This is a genomic window from Burkholderia pyrrocinia, from assembly GCF_018417535.1.
In the GTDB taxonomy this organism is placed as follows: Bacteria; Pseudomonadota; Gammaproteobacteria; order Burkholderiales; family Burkholderiaceae; genus Burkholderia; species Burkholderia pyrrocinia_E.
The window spans coordinates 879,774-895,488 of the sequence record NZ_CP070977.1; the positions used below are offsets into that span (position 1 = coordinate 879,774).

Consider the following 15,715-nt stretch of genomic DNA (forward strand, 5'->3'; position numbering starts at 1 on the left):
TGAATTTAAGAAAAGGCATCCGAATTGTTTCGCCGGTCGATATGATTAGTCGTGGCTGACAGTTGAATTTCCAGCCGCAGGCTTCTTTCGGGCCGTCTACCTCGGTGTTCTATCGGATGTACATGCACTGCCCGACGAATCCGGTTGTAGGCTTCCCATTTATGAGGCTAAGCTACTGTACATGCATACAGTTGTATGGGGCGACGAAAGACAGGTGATGAATGAAGGATGCAGGGAAGGCAAGGAAGTGGCGGTTCGAGCCCGGGGATAAGGCGATTGTCAGCCGGTGTAAGAACCGGTCGCGGGTGGGGCTAGTCGTGGCCGTCATTGGCCCGCACGAGGGTGGTGATTTCGATTGGGACGTCGAGATTTTGGGCATGCCCGTGAAGGGGCGCGCCATTCACTCTGGGCGAGTGGGGAAGTATCGGCGCGCAGCTGTCTTCGACTGGAACCTCACTCCTCTGCGGGGTCTGGGGCATTCAAGTCAAGAAGCTCATCGGGCGGCTGATCGAGAAAAGCTTCAAACGTCCTGAGCGTTTCGTGTAACACCTGAAAAGCCCGGGGTGGCATGTCCGCCCTGTCGGCCACAGCCAGCGCGTCGACAAGGACTTTCGCGGCTGGTCGCAACTCAATCGCCGTGGAGGGAGCGACAAGCGACGCCCCTTGTGCTTCGCGCACAATTGACGCGCTCGGGCGCAGCGTTAGCGGATCGCGGCCAGTCGCCAACCATTCGAAACTGACGTTATAACGCTTCGCCATTTCGATTAGGCGGGTAGTTTCGGGGACGCCTTCCCCCTCAAGCCATTTCCGTACCCCTTTCTGGCTTAAGCCCCAGTCTCTTGCTAGTTGGTTCTGGCGACCGCTGCCCTTCGGCGGCAAACCTTCCTCGTCCAACACCAGATTCAGTCGATCCGAAAACGCCTGTCTTTCATCGATGGTAACCATAAGTTCTATTTTGACTGGCATCGCGGGAACAATCAGTTCTTGCGAATGGTAACTATTAGTTCTAGAATGGCGCCATGAACCCTATCGAATCGGCGGTAGCCCATGTCGGCAGCATCACGGCTTTCACGAAGGCGCTCAACGAACGTATCGAGCGCCCAGTGACCTATCAAGCGGTTCGAAAGTGGATCGCCAAGGGGAGATTGCCGCGTACTGAATGGACGGGCGAGACCGAGTACTCGCAAGCCATTGAGGCCATCACCGGCGGGGCGGTGTCGCGTTCGATCTTGCTTCGTCTCGATGGCAGGGACGCACAAGAGAGGGAGGGCGCGTGAAGCGGATGGTGATCAATGCAATGCGGATGCGAGTGGGTGCTGAAATGAAGCAACTGTATTCGCGTTTGGTGCTGTGGCTGATCCAGCCAGTGCTTCGCCTCGATAGGGAGCCGGGGCGCGGCCGGATCAATATTGCTGTCGACCTCGATGCCTCAAGTATCGGCACGGCGGTCAGCAAGGCAACGGTGGGTGACGTTATTGGCCAAGCTTCGACCACACCTGAAGGCCGCTCTCCTGCGGTTCCGATTTCGGAACAAGGTCGAGCAGCACGCGCACGGTAAGTGAATCCTCGTCGTATGCGAATACACGTTCGACAACCTGGAATGTGCGCGGAGCATCCTCGATTCGCAATTCGACGAACTCCCCCGTTTGTGGAAAGGGCAGGCCGATATCGTAGGAGAAGTGCATGTTCACTGCCGGCGGAAGCGTCGCAACCGCCTGCTCGGTGAACTGAATATTGACGTTTACGTTCATGTGAACCCCGTTGTGTGTGGGTTGAGGAAGTAAGGCGCTTCAATTCTCGCATAGCGGTGGTTCGCATCTAGTTGTGTCAGTTGCAGGTTACGCAGGTCGACATGCAATCGCATTCAGAAAGTTTTGAACGGAGTTGCATCGCAATGAACACGATTGAAGTTGTCCGAAAGCCGAGCATCGAGCGGGCATTTCGCGATGCCTTGACTGACCCGCGCCGACGCGGGCCCGTAGCCAAGGCACTCGGCTGGGACGACACGCAGGTCAGCAAGTTTCTCGCCGGCAACATGGGTATCACGATCGACAAGATCGATGCGGGGATCATGGCGCTCGAACTGCGATGCGTCTCGCGCGAATACCTCGACGGCCTGTCGACGATGAGCAAGGTCGGCGTCAATTGCCACTGCGCGCGAGAAGGGTTTGGCGAATGCGGCGGTCGTTGGTGAAGTAAAAGCGGGATCCCGTCAAAAGCGCTTTCAGCGGAGAGTGCTTCTGTCTGGAACATGGACTACCTGGCGAAGGGCGACGTCATCGGATCGAACTGCGAATGTGCCCGCGCGAACATGGGTGCGTGTGGAGGGAAATGAGATGGAAAATTGTTCCAATACGCTCGTTGATGTACCGGTGGCGAGTTGCACCAACTTTGACGAAATTGCTCGATCTGTTGCCGGCACGCACAACGCGCCAGTCGAACTCGCCGGTGCAACGTGGAACGCATGGTTCTTCGATACCCCCTCACTGCGCCGCCTCACGCGTGATGTAACAGCCGGCAAGGCTGATATTCGCGAATGGTCGCGCCCAGTCGGAAACGGCGGCTTCCACCTCACAGTCACTCATCCACGGTGCTCACACGTCAAGCGCAGCAGCCGTCACGAGAGCCTGGCCGACGCCGCAGTTGCCGCAGAGGCTTTTCGCTGGGAAATTCGGGAGCATGCCGACCTGACCTGGTACGTCGAGCATCTGAGTGTGTCGTCGACCTGGACCGCGATCCTGGCCGATGACGAGCAGTCAGTGCGTGATGTCGTCGTCGTGAGCAAAACCTTTGATGGTATCTACAACGTGAGCCGTAAAGTGTCGCCGCGGTCCGGCGCCAGCTACGAGGTGTCCTTCAGCCACTACGGCGATCAAGCGGTGCGGAGCTTCGAAGAAGCCGTGGCGATCGTGCTGACGCTGCCGACCTTCGTCGCAACCCTTGCAACGAAGCTCTGACGGACGGGATCGGGAACACCTCATGAACACTTCGACCTTCTCCAGCGTGCCTCCGTCCGCAGTCGACGGGCAGATCCTCGCCTACGTCGACCGCGTCGGTCGCAACGAATTGTCGTGGCACGACAAACCGCTGATCGCGATCAAGAACGAGGCCGACCAGATCTATCGCGTCGTCGTGACGAAGGACGAGTCAGAAGCTGACGCTGCAGCAGAATTCCTCGCCGTACTGGGATGCCGTCGTCTGCCGACCAACGCGCATTGCCACAGCATCTTCAGGGTACCGAGGGAGGCGTGACGTTCTGAGTATTGGTTCTTCTGGCATGAGGATAACAAGCCACGCATGTAGTAGTCCTAACGTAATTTAAAGGTGTTGTCATGGCTGACGACGAAATGGCATGGACCGATTTGAAGCGGGCACTCCGGCCGCCGCCGGGGCGCAGTCCTGCATGTGCTGGCAAGCGCCTGGGCGATCTGGTGCGCGCCGAGGCGATGCGGCGCGGCGGTGCGTTTGCGCGTCGCGCAAATGAGTATGCCCGCCAGGCGGAACAAGCCTATGGCACGCGTCCGGTATCGGGCGACGACCTGCGCATCGTGTTCGGTCAAGTGTTCGGAACCGAGTTGAATGCGGGGTCGACGCGGCGATGAAAACACGCCTGATCCAGTGCTGTCACTGTGGGTTTACGTGGCGCGGCGGACGCGGATGTCCGCAGTGCTTGCGACGCTTTGTGTGGGGTGCGTGATGACTGAGCTGCGTCGTTACCGCGTCCGCTATACCCATCACCCGCTCGTCGACAACGGGCCGCTCGAACACGTCGAGGAAGTGAAAGCGGAGACTCCCGAGCAAGCTGCCGTGATCGTCAAAACCGCGATGAAGTGCGAATGCGTGCTGGACGTCGAGCGGATCGACGTCGACCACACGCGCAAGGAGAAACGGAATGCCCGAACGTAGAACTGATTCGAACGTGAGCACCACGACAAAGGTTCGCCTGATCAAGTGGGGCATTGTTGCCCTGTGCATCGCCGTCGGCGCACCGGTCGCGCTCTTGCTGCTCAAGGGGATTGTGGGTCTTGCTGTCGCGGGCCTGCTTGGGCTGTTCGCGATCAACTTCGCGCCGGTGATCGCGATGAAGCTCGCCAACGCGAAGGTCAAGGCGGTGGTGTCGGAGGCACAGACGAATCCAATCGAGACGCTGATCAACCAGCTCGCCGAAAAGCGCCAGGCATCCGAGCGATTTGCGGACAGCATTACCGCATTCCGCACCGAAGTGAAGAATTTCGAGAACAAGACGGCGACGTTCGAAAAGCAGTATCCGGACGATGCACCGCGCTTCCGTGCGCAGCTCGACACCATGAGGCAACTGCTCGCGTATCGCGAGAGCCGTTACAAACAGGTGCAGGACGAACTGAAGAACTTCGCGCTTGCGATCGATCGCGCGAAGGCGATGTGGGAGATGTCCCAGGCGGCCCAGCAGATGAACAAGCTTGCCGGCCGGCAGCCGATCGACACCTTCGAACAGATCAAGACCGATGCGGCGGTCGATTCAGTGATGCGCTCCGTGAACAAGGCGTTCTCCGAAATGGAGACGTCACTGCTCGCCAATCCAGAAGTCCGGCAGGCCCATGCGCAGGCGAACAGCGTGCTCCTGCCAGGTCTGCCTGCCGATGCCGTAGGGATTGCGCAGCGGTACGGCATGACGTCCGTCCAGGCCGCGCAGGACACGGCGGATCTGTTGTCGAACAAGCACTGAATTCATTCACGAGGCGCAATCCATGAACGTCAAGAACATTGCCCTGTCCGCTACCTTTATCGCGCTGCTTGGCGGCGGCTGGTACGTCTACCAGTCGGGCCTGCTGACCGGTGCGCTGGCACCGGTGTCCTCGAATACCGGCGGATCACTCCCGATCGTAGTCCGTCCGGATGCTCCGTCAGCAACCGACACGCTGCAGCGCATCCTTTCGACGCACGTTGTACGAATCTCGGTACAAAACCCCTCCGAGCCGATCTATGGCGAGCCGAACGGCGTTCCTCACGGCTTCAATTGGGATTTTGCGCACCTGCTGTTCGCGCAGCCCAAGTTCGCCGCGACCGGGCCGATCAAGATCGATACGCATCACGAGGTCGACGCCTACGTGGACGTGCCGCGTCAACTGCTCGCGTCGACGGGCGGCCAACCGAGCGTTGACGTCGCGATGGACGGCCTGACGTTTCCCGACAACACGCCTGCCGGCGTCGTCTACACGAATCCGTACCTGGACGATTTCGGATACGCACTGATCGTGGGAGCCGACTCGCCGATTCGCTCGGCGACGGATGCGGCCGGCAAGACGATCGGCGTCCTGCAGGGCGATCCGGACGTGAAGGCGTTCGTGCAACGCGCGTTTCCGGGCAGTCGCATCGTCGAGGTCAACGATGCCGATCCGCACTTCGTCGACAAGAGCGTCGACGGGCACGTCGTTGACGCGTTCGTCTACGACTATCCGTTCGCGGTCGACTCGATCAAGGGTACGGATCTGCACTTCGCGGTGACGAAGCTCGAGGGCTCGAGCATCTCGTACAAGATCGGCGTGCGCGCAAGCGATGCCGATCTGCTGATGACGCTCAACAGCGCGATCGCGCGCGTGAAGGCGAGCCCCGAATACCTCGTGCTGATGCGGAGATATTTCATCAGCCACCAGGCGTTGACGACTGCGGCCACTGCAGGCGAGCGCACGTACCGGGTGCGGCCGGGCGACAGGCTCGCCTCGATCGCCGCGCGGCAGCTCGGCGCGGCATCGCGCTACCGCGAGATCCAGACCCGGAACAACCTGCCGAACCCGAACTTGATTCTGGTCGGGCAAGCGCTCGTCATTCCGCAACGCTGACATGGGGCACCGAGGAGAAAGCATGTCCGTCACCCTTTACGCCTTTGATGACGCACGCCTTACCGAGACCGTGCACTACGTCGTGCTGTTGTCGGATCCGTCGGCGCCTTCGCCGCATCGGGCGATGATGACTGTCTTGCCGAACGATTTGCAGATCGCCCGTTATGTGGTGTGTGCGGATGAACGGCCGGTTGACTTGGAGTCGCCCTGCGCGGCAATGGACGAAGCGCACCGCACGGCCAAGACAATGCTCGACAAGCAATACGGCGAAGGCCAGTGGTCCGTTCGGTGGATCGATCTTCCGCGTGAATGCGAGCCGTTGCAGAAAGCATTGACATTGTTGCGCGCCGAGTTTGAAAGGCACGGAACTTACAACCTGGCGGATCTCATTGTCTCGTATGCCCGGCGCAACGCGAACGACGTGGCTCAGTTCTCTGGCACGCGGCATTGACGGATGCGAAACATGAATTTGCCACCGAATGGCTCGCGGGCCGTCCCGCATTTTGCGGCGAATTGCCTTGGCCGCGACTTCGCCGTGGGCGACATCCACGGATGCTTCGGCCTGCTCGAGGCGGAGTTGGCGCGCGTCGGGTTTGATCCGGGCCGTGGGGATCGCCTGTTCGCGGTCGGCGATCTGGTCGATCGCGGCCCCGAATCGCACCGCGTGTTGTCGTTCCTGAGCCGGCCGTGGTTTCACAGTGTGCGCGGCAATCACGAGCAGATGGCGATCCAGTTCGCCTGTGGTGACCTTGCTGAGCGTGCTTACAGCCATAACGGCGGCGATTGGTTGATTCGCCTCGAGCCGGTGCTGCGCACGCGCTTCGTTGTCGCCTTCCAGACGCTGCCGATCGCGATGACCGTGCAGGTGGGTGATCGCCGAATCGGCGTCGTGCATGCGGATTGCCCTTTCGCGACGTGGGCCGATTTCGAGTCGGCCCTGAGAGACAACAACGTCCTGCGCCAGTACACGGAGTTCTCAGCGATGTGGGAACGGTCGCGGTACGTGTCACATGGCATTGACAGCGTCGCGGATATTGACGCGGTGATTGTCGGACACACCTCTGTCGACCGACCGATGCAGCTCGGCAACGTGCATTTCATCGATACCGGCGCGTGCTTCCAGGGCGGTCGCCTGACGGTGATGAATCTGACTGAAACATTTGGAGAGTGGCGATGACGCGATCGCGAGGATACGACACGACGCATGAGCTGGGCTTCATCGACTTGCTCGCATCCAGCAGTCAGGGTTGGGATCTGCTGCAGAACTATCTTGCGGCGATGCGTGGCTATAAGACGCCGTTCGGGACGATTCTGCGCCGAACAGAACTGGATGGAATCGATGCACCGCGCGTGATCGCGTATGCCGAGCGGCGGCTGAGTGAAGTGCGGGGTTGAGGTAGGAGATTTGCGAGGTTGATCGTGTTTGGTCATGGCTTGGCAGGGCCAGGCATGGCAAGACAAGGGCTGCTCTGCAGCGGTTAGGCGGTTCGCAAGAGCCGTCCTCCCGGTGCGTGAGCATCGAGGTAACCACTGCACACATTTGGACCTCGGACGTGCAGTGGTTTGGGGTGGGGTGGCTCGTTCAAGCACCCCCGCTTTTTAAGGAACGTTATGGCTCTGACAATCCGTCCGTCGATTTTGACGATCGTCCCGTCATTCGCGCAGTCGATGCTGCTTTGCGCGTTGCTCGACATCGCACTCAGCGTCGCAGGTGCCAGCGCGTCGTCGTGGGTCGGGGCAGGCGCCCAGGTCATCCAGTTCGGGCTCTACATGATGCCGACGATTCACGGTTTCGAGTTGACCCGGATGCGCGTCGACGTGACGGGCGCATCGGCGATGCTCGCGGCCGGCGTATTCATCAAGGTACAAGCCGAGATGGATTTGACGGGCGCTCGCGTCACCGTCACACAAACTGGCTGGGAACGGTTCTGCGGATTGGGGACGTTGAGCATCAAGGCATCGAACGGCAATTGCTGGTCGGTTCCCGGCGTGCGACGTGCGTCAGACCTCCGAGAGCAATTGCACTGCACCGGGCAATCCGGCGGGAGGGCTGCATGACGGCGAAGGCACGTGTGCCGATGTGGCAGCAGGCGATTGACCTGCATCGCGAGATCTATCCGGATGAGTTCGGCGAATTGGTGAAGGATGCCGAGTATTACCCGAAGCTCGCCGAGCTGATGATCAAGCGCCGTCGCTCGCGCACGCTATCGTCGACTGTGCGCGTCGAGCGGCTTGCCACAGGCATTGTCAGCACACAGGTCGGCCCCATCCTGGTGAAACGGCGCGACGGCGAGCACTTGATGTTCTCGAACGGGTCTGGCGCGTTTCGCATCCATATCGGCGAGCACGTCGTGCACATCGTGCGTACCACGCTGAATCCGAAACTCGGCGTGGAATACGCAATCGGTACGCGTGCCGGTATCGTGGCCCTGCACAAACTCGCGAGCTGGAAAGAACAGACGAAGCGACAGACTTTGCCGAAGCGGGGGATGTGGAACGCATCGAGCCGCTATTCCGATACCCATTTGACGTATACGCGCGTCGAAGATCAGTTGGCAGACGAAGTGGACCGCTTTGCGAGCCATCCGATGTATGCCGAACTGGAAGCGGACTGCAACCAGTTCTTCGCGGACCTGGAGTGGTACACCCGCTACGGGCAGCCGGGCATGCGCAAGGTGCTGTTGACGGGCCCGCCGGGCACGGGCAAGACGACGATTGCCAAGGTGCTGGGGGCGCGGCTTTCGCGGCGCATGCTCGCCGTGCAGTGCGACAACGGCGCGCTCGTGACGGCATGCGAAGAAGCGGCCGCCGCGAAGATTCCCGCGATCGTGATTGCCGAAGAGGTCGAGGAGTTGTACCGCCCTTCGTCGGGCATGCTGAGTTTCCTGGATGGAATGGCCGCGCCGCGCAACCCTGCCGGCACCTTCGTGATCTTCTCGACCAACTATCCGAAGCGAATCGACGATCGAATCATGAAGCGGCCCGGCCGCATTGATCGCGTACTGCCCGTCGGTGCATTCCGTCGCAAGGCTGCCGCGGCTTGCGCGCGCCTCTACCTGCCACCCGACTGCGAGATCGATGACAAGACGCTCGGCGCAGCACTCGACCGCACGACGCCTGCCGAAATCAAGGAAATCGCTGTCATCGCGATGAACCTCGCGCGCGTCCGGCGCTGCGTGCTCGATACCGACCTGCTGGCTCAGGCGCGGCAGTTCCTGTTTGGCTCGGCAAAGGAGGGCGTGCGGGTCTGCGAGGACGACATGGACACGCGTGCTCGCCAGCACCGCGAGCTGGGGCCGGAGCCTGACTACGAAGCGTACGGCGACGATGAGTCTGATTGACCAGGAGATGAAGTTGAACGAAGAACGCAATCCTTCGAAGGGCACGTTGCGTGCTTTCCTGCGTCGTTTTCGGTTGCTGGGCGGCCGAAAACCCGCCGCGGCCAGCACAAGCACCGTGCCGCGCTCGCCGACGCCGGCGGCGCAATCGGACGGCGATTTCAGTACGTCGTATCTCGTCGCGGACGCGACGGACAGCGCCCCATTGGGCTACCTGGCCGGTGGATCTCTCGTCGGTGCCGTGCTTGGCGCCGATGTGGCCCAGGCGCGACTCGATGCCCGCGCGGACGTTGAGGTAACGGATAGCGCGCCATCGAGCGGTCACACGGACTGCGGCGCCGATGTGGGCTTGTCCTCTGGGTCCAGTGATGCAGCCGGCGGATCGGTCCACTCCGACAGCGGTTGGACCTGCGATTCGAGTTCGAGCCTGGGTTCGAGCAGCGATTCGGGCTCGTCATCCGGCTCATCGAGCTTTGACAGCGGCTCGTCCAGCGTCGACTCAGGCTCGAGCAACTGGTAACCGATACGGAGCGGATAACATGGACTGGATTGACCGGTGCCACTTCGGCGATTGCCGTGACCTGATGCGCGCGATGATCGCCGACGGCGTGCGCGTGCAGACGATCGTCACGTCGCCGCCGTACTGGGGGCTGCGCTCGTACCTGCCAGTCGGCCATCCCGACAAGCACCGCGAGATCGGCCAGGAGCCGACGCTGCGCGAGTTCATCGACACCATGGTCGGCGTGTTCGAGCTGGCGCGCGAGTTGCTCGCGGACGACGGCACGCTCTGGCTGAACATGGGCGACAGCTACGCGGGTTCGCGCAGCGGTCCGGAAACGGCATCGACGCTGAACGGCACGCGCCGCAACCAAACCGAGGCGAACCGCGCGATGACCGCGAGCCGCCGGCGCGACGATGCACCGATACCGCGCTCAGACGTGCGCGTCGACGGCCTGAAACCGAAGGATCTGGTCGGCCAGCCGTGGCGTCTCGCGTTCGCGCTGCAGGACGCCGGCTGGTTTCTCCGCCAAGACATCATCTGGCACAAGCCGAACCCGATGCCGGAAAGCGTGCGCGACCGCTGCACGAAGGCGCACGAATACCTGTTCCTGCTCAGCAAGAGCGAGCGCTACTACTTCGACGCCGACGCGATCAAGGAGCCGGCCAGCTATGGCCCGACCCCCAGCGGCGTGGGCTTCGGGCACGGGTTCGATGCAGATGCCCGCGAGCGCGGACGTGTGCGCGTGCCGGGGAATGTCAATCCGGCGAAGGGACAAGCAGCCTATGAAGCAGGTGACAACCGGCACCGCACGAAGGCCGGCCTTCAGACATATTCGCAGAAGGTGCGCGAGAGCGTGGCGCGCGGCGATTTCGACGGCAAGACGAATGCCATTCCGGGCCGGGAGGCATTCCGCGCGATCACCGAGATGCGCAACAAGCGGTCCGTATGGACCATCGCGACTCAGTCGTACAGCGGGGCGCACTTCGCGACGTTCCCCGAAGCGCTCGTCGAACCGTGCGTACTCGCCGGCAGCCGGCCGGGCGACGTCGTGTTCGATCCGTTCTTCGGCAGCGGCACGACGGGTCAGGCCGCGCAGCGGCTCGGGCGCCGCTTCCTCGGCTGTGAGCTCAATCCCGATTACGAGCTGCTGCAGCGCGATCGTCTGCGGCAACTCGGCTTGGTGCTGGAGGCCTCGTGAACGAACGCCAGACCCTTCACGTCGTCTCGCTGTCTGGCGGCAAGGACAGCACCGCAACGCTGCTCGTCGCGCTCGAACTGCACGGACGCGATAGCGTGCGAGCAGTGTTCGCCGACACCGGTAACGAACACGACGTGACTTATGAATACGCTCTCGACTACCTGCCGCGCGCGCTCGGCATCACGGTCGATGTCGTGAGCGCTGACTTCACCGATGAGTTCGCGACGAAGCGCGCGAACCTCGTGCGGATCGCCGCAGGTGAGCCTGAGTCGGCTGTCTACGGAGCGCGTCAACTTCAGTACGCTTGGACGCCCGAAGCGGCGAGCCGCGCGCTCGAGCTGCTGCATCCAACAGGTAATCCGTATCTCGATTTGTGCATGGTGCGCGGTGGCTTTCCGTCGTCTCAACGTCAGTACTGTACCGAGGATCTGAAGCGCAACCCGCTGATGGAGCACGCCATCGGCCTGATTGATGCTGGGTATTTCGTCGAGTCGTGGCAGGGCGTACGCGCAGACGAAAGCCTAAATCGCCGCTGGCTCGCTGAATACGAATTTCGCGAGGGGCATTACGCGGTCTACAGGCCGATTCTGCGATGGCGAGCCGAGGACACATTCGAAGCGATGGCGCTTGCCGGGATCGTACCGAATCCCCTCTATCGCCAAGGCATGGGGCGCGTCGGCTGCATGCCTTGCATCAACGCAGGGAAGGGGGAAATCCGCGAGATCGCGCGCAGATTTCCGGAGCACATCGAGCGGATCGCCGAGTGGGAACGGCTCGTGACAGAGGTTTCGCGTCCAGGCCGTGTCGTCACCTTTTTCCACATCGAGAAGGGCAACAACAACGGTATTGCCTCCGTCGTCGAATGGTCGAAAACGACCCGCGGCGGCCGGCAATACGACCTTCTTGCGGACGCGGAGTCGGCAACGGCTTGCGCATCCGCCTATGGGCTTTGCGAATGAAACGTCGATCGGAGATCCATTGATGCACATGACAACCATTCCGACCGAGATCTGCTGGTGGCTCGGGGTGAGCGACAGAAAATCGCCCGACAGCGAATCGACGGAGGCGAAGTGAATACGAAGAAAGCACATCCCCACCCCGCTTCGCTCGTTCGCACTGCGATGCTGGGCTGCGCACGCGCGATCGCGTTGAGCATCGTGGGCGTGACGTTGGTCGCGCTGTTGGTTTACGGCTTGTATCTGGCGGGTCCGACGATTGGAGACGGCATCGTGTTCGTCTGGTACGCATGGGCGCACATCCTGACCGGCAGCTACACGACCGTGTTGCCGGCGGCGCTGATCGACTGGGGCGCGCTGCTTATTACGGCGTGGATGATCTGTGTGAGCGTGAAGCTTGGCGAGGCCGGTCATGACGCATGGCTCGGCTTCGCGGCAGCCGCCGTTGCGGCATTCGTGCTCGGAGTCGTTCCGGCCAATTGTGCGATCTGGGCTGTCGAAAACCTCGATGCCAACTATGTCACGGACTTGACAGGTGTACTCAACGTTGCCGCAAGCGCCACCGCCAGCGCGGTAGTGGCGTTCGGGCCAATGTGCTTGGCGGTGTCGGCCATGTGGGTCATAGCCGCCGGCGCCCAATAACCTGGAGATGCCCGATGACTTCATTTTTTCCGAACACGTCCACTGATCGGCGCGCTGATGAGTTCGTGCAATTTGCCTGATGCAGTGATGTCACTCCCGAGCGCGAGGGTGGATCTGCGAGTTGTCGCACATTTGCCGAGTGTTGCGCAACGGGCACGCGCACTTCTCGACGCGCTTGCAGCCGGTCGGCATCCGCTTGCGCTCGGCGGCAAGCTGCTGAAGTGCTGTGCCTTGTACTCGCTGCCGATCGGGCGCAGTTATCGGCTGCTGGTGGACAAGCGTTCGATGCGGCCGATTCGCCTGTTGACGCACGAACGGTACAACGGGCTGACCGGGCGAGGCGGTCGTGGTGGCCGGCTCGAGCATGCGACGAAGGCTGAATGTCCGCCAACAGGGAAAGTGCGATGAGCGGGATAGGCGAAGCGATGCAAGATCGGCGGGGCGGCAAGCGAACGATCAAGTCGATGACTGATGCGAATGGAGATGCGTAATGGAAACCACGCAGGAGCAGCTTGGCCGCGCGCTGTCTGTACTAGGCGTCGAAACCAGTGACGCTGTATCGCCCTGTCAGCTACGCGAGCGGGTGCGTCGAAAGCAGCCCGAGTCGCTTTGTTCAAATGCTGCGATTGTCATTGCGTACCTGCCGCCGGAATCTCCGAGCGAAGTGGTCGCGCAGACAAGTTCATTTGTCAGTGACGACGAGCGGACGGAACTAACGGCGCTAATCGTCGAATGGGTTGCGGCCAACGGCGTCCGCGATGTGGTGCCGGCTCGGGCTCTGTTCGAACAATTGAGAGACGGTGAGGTGTTCCTTCGTCGGTGGATTGTCGAAAAGGCGTTGATCGGATTACGAAATACGAGCGGCCAGTCGAATGGGTAAATCGTTTCCGACGGCCACGGGATGGTATCGAAAGCCTTTCACTTCGCTGGCGGGTTTTGCTATGACGCCAAATCCGTTGAGGAGCTTTTGATGAAACATTGTGGGTTCGATTGTGAAGTCGACGATTTGCATTCCGGGCACCGTAAGCCAGGCATGAAAAGGGGCTTGCGACGTCTGAATCACGGTGGCGTCGTGATGCATCCATGCATCGACGTCATCCCATGTGCAGGAAAACAGCGGACGGCCCGTATCTGTAATGACAGATCCGACCGTAAACGCTGGTGTCACGCCAAGAATTGCCTCGACGCGTTGAAGCAGTTCGAAATGGACGTTGACACAGCGCGCGACGACAGATTGCAGACTGAGATCTTCGTCAACCATCTTCTGCAGCAAAGCCGCGAGCTGCTGTTGTCGGGGAAGGTCAAGCTTGGATGGCGCCGCAGATGCCCAGTCGGGGATATCGAAGCCGCGATTTTGGGACGCGACTATGGCTTGTGCAAAGAGCGTCTCGTATGCGTTGGTATTCGGCATGTGCGATTTCTGGCGAAGGTGATGAATGGCGAAACGTAACCGGAAACATGCTAGCACGCCGTCCGAGCGCGTCCAGAAATGCCGAGCCCGGTTGATGGATGCGGGCGGGCGCCGTCTCGAGGTGCTGCTGAATCCCGACGCGACTCAGGCGCTGGATGAGCTGCTCGCGCATCACGAGGGCACGTTGCGCAGTTGCATCGAGGATGTACTGATTCGCGCGGCGAAGCGGCGCAAGGGAATCAAGAAGTGAATCTCACAGACGAACAAACCGGCGTCGTCGACGCCATGCAACAGAGCGCGGCCTGCATCAAGGTCGAGGCCGGCGCCGGCACGGGCAAGACGTCGACGATCGTCGCCGGCGCGCGCGGCGTTCCGAACAAGCGCGGGCTGCTTACCGTGTTCAACAAGCTGATGGCCGAGGAAACGAAGCCGAGGCTCGCGGATACGCGCTGCGACGTGTCGACGCTGCACTCGGTCGCGTATCGCAGCGACGTCGCCAGGCCATTTCGCTCGCGCGTGACGATGCGCCTGCCTGCGCGCACGGCGGCGCAGGCGGCTGGGATTCGCGGGCCCCAGGTGATCGCCGGCGTGAAGCTCACGCTGAACGCTTGCGGCTATCTGCTGCTGGACTGGGTCGCGCGCTTCTGTCAGAGCCCGAACACGGAGCTGGGCGCGAAGCACTTTCCGCGCAGCACGCTGTTGGACTGGCTCACCCGCGACGATACCAAACGCGCGGAACAGGATCCCGCGTGGACAAAGCACCTGGTGAGCGCGGTTGCGACGGATCTGCTGCCGAATGTGGCAATTCTCTGGAAACGGCTCTCGGATCCGTCCGAGCGCGAGTTCCCGTCGACGCACGACGTCTATCTGAAGCTCTACGTAATGAGCGAGCCGCGCATCGCGGCCGACTACGTGATGCTCGACGAGGCACAGGACGCCAATCCGATCATGCTGCAGTTCATGCGGCTCGCGGCCCGCCAGGGGGCGCAGACGGTCTATGTCGGCGATTCGCGCCAGCAGATGTATTCGTGGCGCGGCGCGGTCGACGCGATGGGACAGATCGATGCGGATGCGACGCTGCGCCTAACACGCTCATTCCGGTTCGGGCCGGCCGTCGCCGACGCTGCAAATGCCGTGCTCGGCGGGCTGCTGCGCTCGGACTTCCGCATCGTCGGAGGGGGCGGCCCGTCGTCGATCGCCGGCGGTCTGTCGAACCCGACCGCGATCATCTGCCGCTCGAACGCCGAAACGCTCGCGCAGGCGCTCGAGCTGCACGATGCTGGTGTGCGCTGCGGGTTGTGCATGGAACCCGCCGCGATCCGGCGCGAAATCGAGTCGCTCGAATGGTTCCATGACAAGGGCTTCAGCGGCGATCGCCGGTACTGCCACTTCCAGAACTACTACGAGCTTGAGGAAGCGATCGAGGCTGGGCAGATGCCTGATCTGAAGGTGCTCAAGGATGTGATCGACGAGTACGGCTTCGACGGCGCGCGCGCCGTGCTGATGCCGTTGGCGGTCGGCAAGAGCGCGAAAGCCATTCGCGACGCGGGCGTGGAAACGATGCTGCTCACCGCGCACGCGGCCAAGGGGCTGGAGTTCGAGCGGGTGCTGCTGGGCGGGGATTTCAAGAGCGTCGCGCCTGAGGGCCAGGATCTTAAGGTCGAGGAAGCCAACATCCTCTACGTGTCGGTGACGCGCGCGCAGTCGGTGCTATGCCTGGGCAGTTCGGAAGCCGCGGGCGAGATCCGCGCGGCGATGGGAGTGATGACGGCATGAGTGTGTGGATCGAAACGGTGTGGTCGTGTGGCACGCGTCGCCGCGTCGTCGTGTCGCCGTGCGGGTATTAAGG

24 protein-coding genes are annotated in these 15,715 nt (G+C 61.6%); 21 read left to right on the top strand and 3 right to left on the bottom strand.

All coding sequences use genetic code 11. The features are described from left to right. Positions 1–453 precede the first annotated feature (453 nt). A complete protein-coding gene (locus JYG32_RS04175; RefSeq protein WP_213264732.1) occupies positions 454–945 on the bottom strand; it encodes a helix-turn-helix domain-containing protein in 492 nt (163 codons plus the stop codon). A gap of 74 nt (positions 946–1,019) precedes the next feature. Between JYG32_RS04175 and JYG32_RS04180 the strand changes: the two genes are divergently transcribed. Next, on the top strand, positions 1,020–1,277 hold the full coding sequence (locus tag JYG32_RS04180) for a hypothetical protein (protein WP_213264733.1): 258 nt from the start codon (positions 1,020–1,022) through the stop codon (positions 1,275–1,277). A 195-nt stretch (positions 1,278–1,472) separates the two neighbouring features. Here JYG32_RS04180 and JYG32_RS04185 read toward each other — a convergent pair whose 3' ends face one another. Further along, on the bottom strand, positions 1,473–1,751 hold the full coding sequence (locus tag JYG32_RS04185) for a hypothetical protein (protein WP_213264734.1): 279 nt from the start codon (positions 1,749–1,751) through the stop codon (positions 1,473–1,475). Between the two features lie 143 nt (positions 1,752–1,894). On the opposite strand from JYG32_RS04185, the gene JYG32_RS04190 reads away from it, so the two are divergent. The 18 genes from JYG32_RS04190 (at position 1,895) to JYG32_RS04270 (ending at position 13,335) form a co-directional block, all read left to right on the top strand. Continuing rightward, positions 1,895–2,194, top strand: coding sequence for a DNA-binding protein (locus JYG32_RS04190; RefSeq protein ID WP_213264735.1), 300 nt, complete (start codon positions 1,895–1,897; stop codon positions 2,192–2,194). Between the two features lie 142 nt (positions 2,195–2,336). Further along, on the top strand, positions 2,337–2,957 hold the full coding sequence (locus tag JYG32_RS04195; protein ID WP_213264736.1) for a hypothetical protein: 621 nt from the start codon (positions 2,337–2,339) through the stop codon (positions 2,955–2,957). A 22-nt stretch (positions 2,958–2,979) separates the two neighbouring features. After that, positions 2,980–3,252, top strand: a complete 273-nt coding sequence (locus tag JYG32_RS04200; RefSeq protein WP_213264737.1) for a hypothetical protein — start codon at positions 2,980–2,982, stop codon at positions 3,250–3,252. Positions 3,253–3,332: 80 nt separating this feature from the next. Beyond that, complete coding sequence (locus JYG32_RS04205) at positions 3,333–3,602, top strand: hypothetical protein (protein ID WP_213264738.1); 270 nt, start codon at positions 3,333–3,335, stop codon at positions 3,600–3,602. A 94-nt stretch (positions 3,603–3,696) separates the two neighbouring features. Next, positions 3,697–3,906 (top strand): hypothetical protein, encoded by a 210-nt coding sequence (locus JYG32_RS04210; protein ID WP_213264739.1) that lies wholly within the window; start codon positions 3,697–3,699, stop codon positions 3,904–3,906. Next, complete coding sequence (locus tag JYG32_RS04215) at positions 3,893–4,705, top strand: hypothetical protein (protein ID WP_249744579.1); 813 nt, start codon at positions 3,893–3,895, stop codon at positions 4,703–4,705. Before JYG32_RS04210 ends, JYG32_RS04215 begins: the two co-directional genes overlap by 14 nt. Positions 4,706–4,727: 22 nt before the next feature. Then, entirely contained in the window at positions 4,728–5,819 is a 1,092-nt protein-coding gene (locus JYG32_RS04220; protein ID WP_213264740.1) for a transporter substrate-binding and LysM peptidoglycan-binding domain-containing protein, read from the top strand. Between the two features lie 22 nt (positions 5,820–5,841). Beyond that, positions 5,842–6,270: a hypothetical protein gene (locus JYG32_RS04225; protein WP_213264741.1), complete on the top strand. Its 429-nt coding sequence runs from the start codon at positions 5,842–5,844 to the stop codon at positions 6,268–6,270. A 12-nt stretch (positions 6,271–6,282) separates the two neighbouring features. Continuing rightward, positions 6,283–6,996: a metallophosphoesterase gene (locus JYG32_RS04230; RefSeq protein ID WP_213264742.1), complete on the top strand. Its 714-nt coding sequence runs from the start codon at positions 6,283–6,285 to the stop codon at positions 6,994–6,996. Further along, positions 6,993–7,214 carry a hypothetical protein gene (locus tag JYG32_RS04235; RefSeq protein ID WP_213264743.1) on the top strand — a complete coding sequence of 74 codons (222 nt, stop codon included), beginning with the start codon at positions 6,993–6,995 and terminating at the stop codon, positions 7,212–7,214. Before JYG32_RS04230 ends, JYG32_RS04235 begins: the two co-directional genes overlap by 4 nt. A 243-nt stretch (positions 7,215–7,457) precedes the next feature. After that, a complete protein-coding gene (locus JYG32_RS04240) occupies positions 7,458–7,877 on the top strand; it encodes a hypothetical protein (RefSeq protein WP_213264744.1) in 420 nt (139 codons plus the stop codon). Next, a complete protein-coding gene (locus JYG32_RS04245; protein WP_213264745.1) occupies positions 7,874–9,160 on the top strand; it encodes an ATP-binding protein in 1,287 nt (428 codons plus the stop codon). The genes JYG32_RS04240 and JYG32_RS04245 overlap by 4 nt, the downstream gene beginning before the upstream one ends. Further along, positions 9,147–9,677, top strand: a complete 531-nt coding sequence (locus tag JYG32_RS04250; RefSeq protein ID WP_213264746.1) for a hypothetical protein — start codon at positions 9,147–9,149, stop codon at positions 9,675–9,677. The genes JYG32_RS04245 and JYG32_RS04250 overlap by 14 nt, the downstream gene beginning before the upstream one ends. Before the next feature lie 19 nt (positions 9,678–9,696). Continuing rightward, a complete protein-coding gene (locus JYG32_RS04255) occupies positions 9,697–10,857 on the top strand; it encodes a DNA-methyltransferase (protein ID WP_213264747.1) in 1,161 nt (386 codons plus the stop codon). Next, complete coding sequence (locus JYG32_RS04260) at positions 10,854–11,816, top strand: phosphoadenosine phosphosulfate reductase family protein (protein WP_213264748.1); 963 nt, start codon at positions 10,854–10,856, stop codon at positions 11,814–11,816. The genes JYG32_RS04255 and JYG32_RS04260 overlap by 4 nt, the downstream gene beginning before the upstream one ends. A gap of 111 nt (positions 11,817–11,927) precedes the next feature. Continuing rightward, the gene (locus tag JYG32_RS04265; RefSeq protein ID WP_213264749.1) at positions 11,928–12,455 is read left to right on the top strand and encodes a hypothetical protein; all 528 of its coding nucleotides are present in this window, start codon (positions 11,928–11,930) and stop codon (positions 12,453–12,455) included. Between the two features lie 87 nt (positions 12,456–12,542). Then, on the top strand, positions 12,543–12,863 hold the full coding sequence (locus tag JYG32_RS39665) for a ParE family toxin-like protein (protein WP_433960847.1): 321 nt from the start codon (positions 12,543–12,545) through the stop codon (positions 12,861–12,863). A gap of 82 nt (positions 12,864–12,945) precedes the next feature. After that, complete coding sequence (locus tag JYG32_RS04270; protein WP_213264750.1) at positions 12,946–13,335, top strand: hypothetical protein; 390 nt, start codon at positions 12,946–12,948, stop codon at positions 13,333–13,335. Here the strand turns inward: JYG32_RS04270 and JYG32_RS04275 are convergent. Further along, a complete protein-coding gene (locus JYG32_RS04275) occupies positions 13,303–13,866 on the bottom strand; it encodes a hypothetical protein (protein WP_213264751.1) in 564 nt (187 codons plus the stop codon). The genes JYG32_RS04270 and JYG32_RS04275 overlap by 33 nt on opposite strands. 94 nt (positions 13,867–13,960) lie before the next feature. On the opposite strand from JYG32_RS04275, the gene JYG32_RS04280 reads away from it, so the two are divergent. Both JYG32_RS04280 and JYG32_RS04285 read left to right on the top strand, forming a co-directional pair. Beyond that, complete coding sequence (locus tag JYG32_RS04280) at positions 13,961–14,116, top strand: hypothetical protein (protein WP_213264752.1); 156 nt, start codon at positions 13,961–13,963, stop codon at positions 14,114–14,116. Further along, a complete protein-coding gene (locus JYG32_RS04285) occupies positions 14,113–15,642 on the top strand; it encodes a UvrD-helicase domain-containing protein (protein WP_213264753.1) in 1,530 nt (509 codons plus the stop codon). The genes JYG32_RS04280 and JYG32_RS04285 overlap by 4 nt, the downstream gene beginning before the upstream one ends. Positions 15,643–15,715 lie beyond the last annotated feature (73 nt).

Coding starts and splice junctions, on each gene's coding strand:
- JYG32_RS04175 (WP_213264732.1), bottom strand. CDS start 945: ATGGTTACCATCGATGAAAGACAGGCGTTTTCGGATCGACTGAATCTG.
- JYG32_RS04180 (WP_213264733.1), top strand. CDS start 1,020: ATGAACCCTATCGAATCGGCGGTAGCCCATGTCGGCAGCATCACGGCT.
- JYG32_RS04185 (WP_213264734.1), bottom strand. CDS start 1,751: ATGAACGTAAACGTCAATATTCAGTTCACCGAGCAGGCGGTTGCGACG.
- JYG32_RS04190 (WP_213264735.1), top strand. CDS start 1,895: ATGAACACGATTGAAGTTGTCCGAAAGCCGAGCATCGAGCGGGCATTT.
- JYG32_RS04195 (WP_213264736.1), top strand. CDS start 2,337: ATGGAAAATTGTTCCAATACGCTCGTTGATGTACCGGTGGCGAGTTGC.
- JYG32_RS04200 (WP_213264737.1), top strand. CDS start 2,980: ATGAACACTTCGACCTTCTCCAGCGTGCCTCCGTCCGCAGTCGACGGG.
- JYG32_RS04205 (WP_213264738.1), top strand. CDS start 3,333: ATGGCTGACGACGAAATGGCATGGACCGATTTGAAGCGGGCACTCCGG.
- JYG32_RS04210 (WP_213264739.1), top strand. CDS start 3,697: ATGACTGAGCTGCGTCGTTACCGCGTCCGCTATACCCATCACCCGCTC.
- JYG32_RS04215 (WP_249744579.1), top strand. CDS start 3,893: ATGCCCGAACGTAGAACTGATTCGAACGTGAGCACCACGACAAAGGTT.
- JYG32_RS04220 (WP_213264740.1), top strand. CDS start 4,728: ATGAACGTCAAGAACATTGCCCTGTCCGCTACCTTTATCGCGCTGCTT.
- JYG32_RS04225 (WP_213264741.1), top strand. CDS start 5,842: ATGTCCGTCACCCTTTACGCCTTTGATGACGCACGCCTTACCGAGACC.
- JYG32_RS04230 (WP_213264742.1), top strand. CDS start 6,283: ATGAATTTGCCACCGAATGGCTCGCGGGCCGTCCCGCATTTTGCGGCG.
- JYG32_RS04235 (WP_213264743.1), top strand. CDS start 6,993: ATGACGCGATCGCGAGGATACGACACGACGCATGAGCTGGGCTTCATC.
- JYG32_RS04245 (WP_213264745.1), top strand. CDS start 7,874: ATGACGGCGAAGGCACGTGTGCCGATGTGGCAGCAGGCGATTGACCTG.
- JYG32_RS04250 (WP_213264746.1), top strand. CDS start 9,147: ATGAGTCTGATTGACCAGGAGATGAAGTTGAACGAAGAACGCAATCCT.
- JYG32_RS04255 (WP_213264747.1), top strand. CDS start 9,697: ATGGACTGGATTGACCGGTGCCACTTCGGCGATTGCCGTGACCTGATG.
- JYG32_RS39665 (WP_433960847.1), top strand. CDS start 12,543: ATGTCACTCCCGAGCGCGAGGGTGGATCTGCGAGTTGTCGCACATTTG.
- JYG32_RS04270 (WP_213264750.1), top strand. CDS start 12,946: ATGGAAACCACGCAGGAGCAGCTTGGCCGCGCGCTGTCTGTACTAGGC.
- JYG32_RS04275 (WP_213264751.1), bottom strand. CDS start 13,866: ATGCCGAATACCAACGCATACGAGACGCTCTTTGCACAAGCCATAGTC.
- JYG32_RS04280 (WP_213264752.1), top strand. CDS start 13,961: ATGGATGCGGGCGGGCGCCGTCTCGAGGTGCTGCTGAATCCCGACGCG.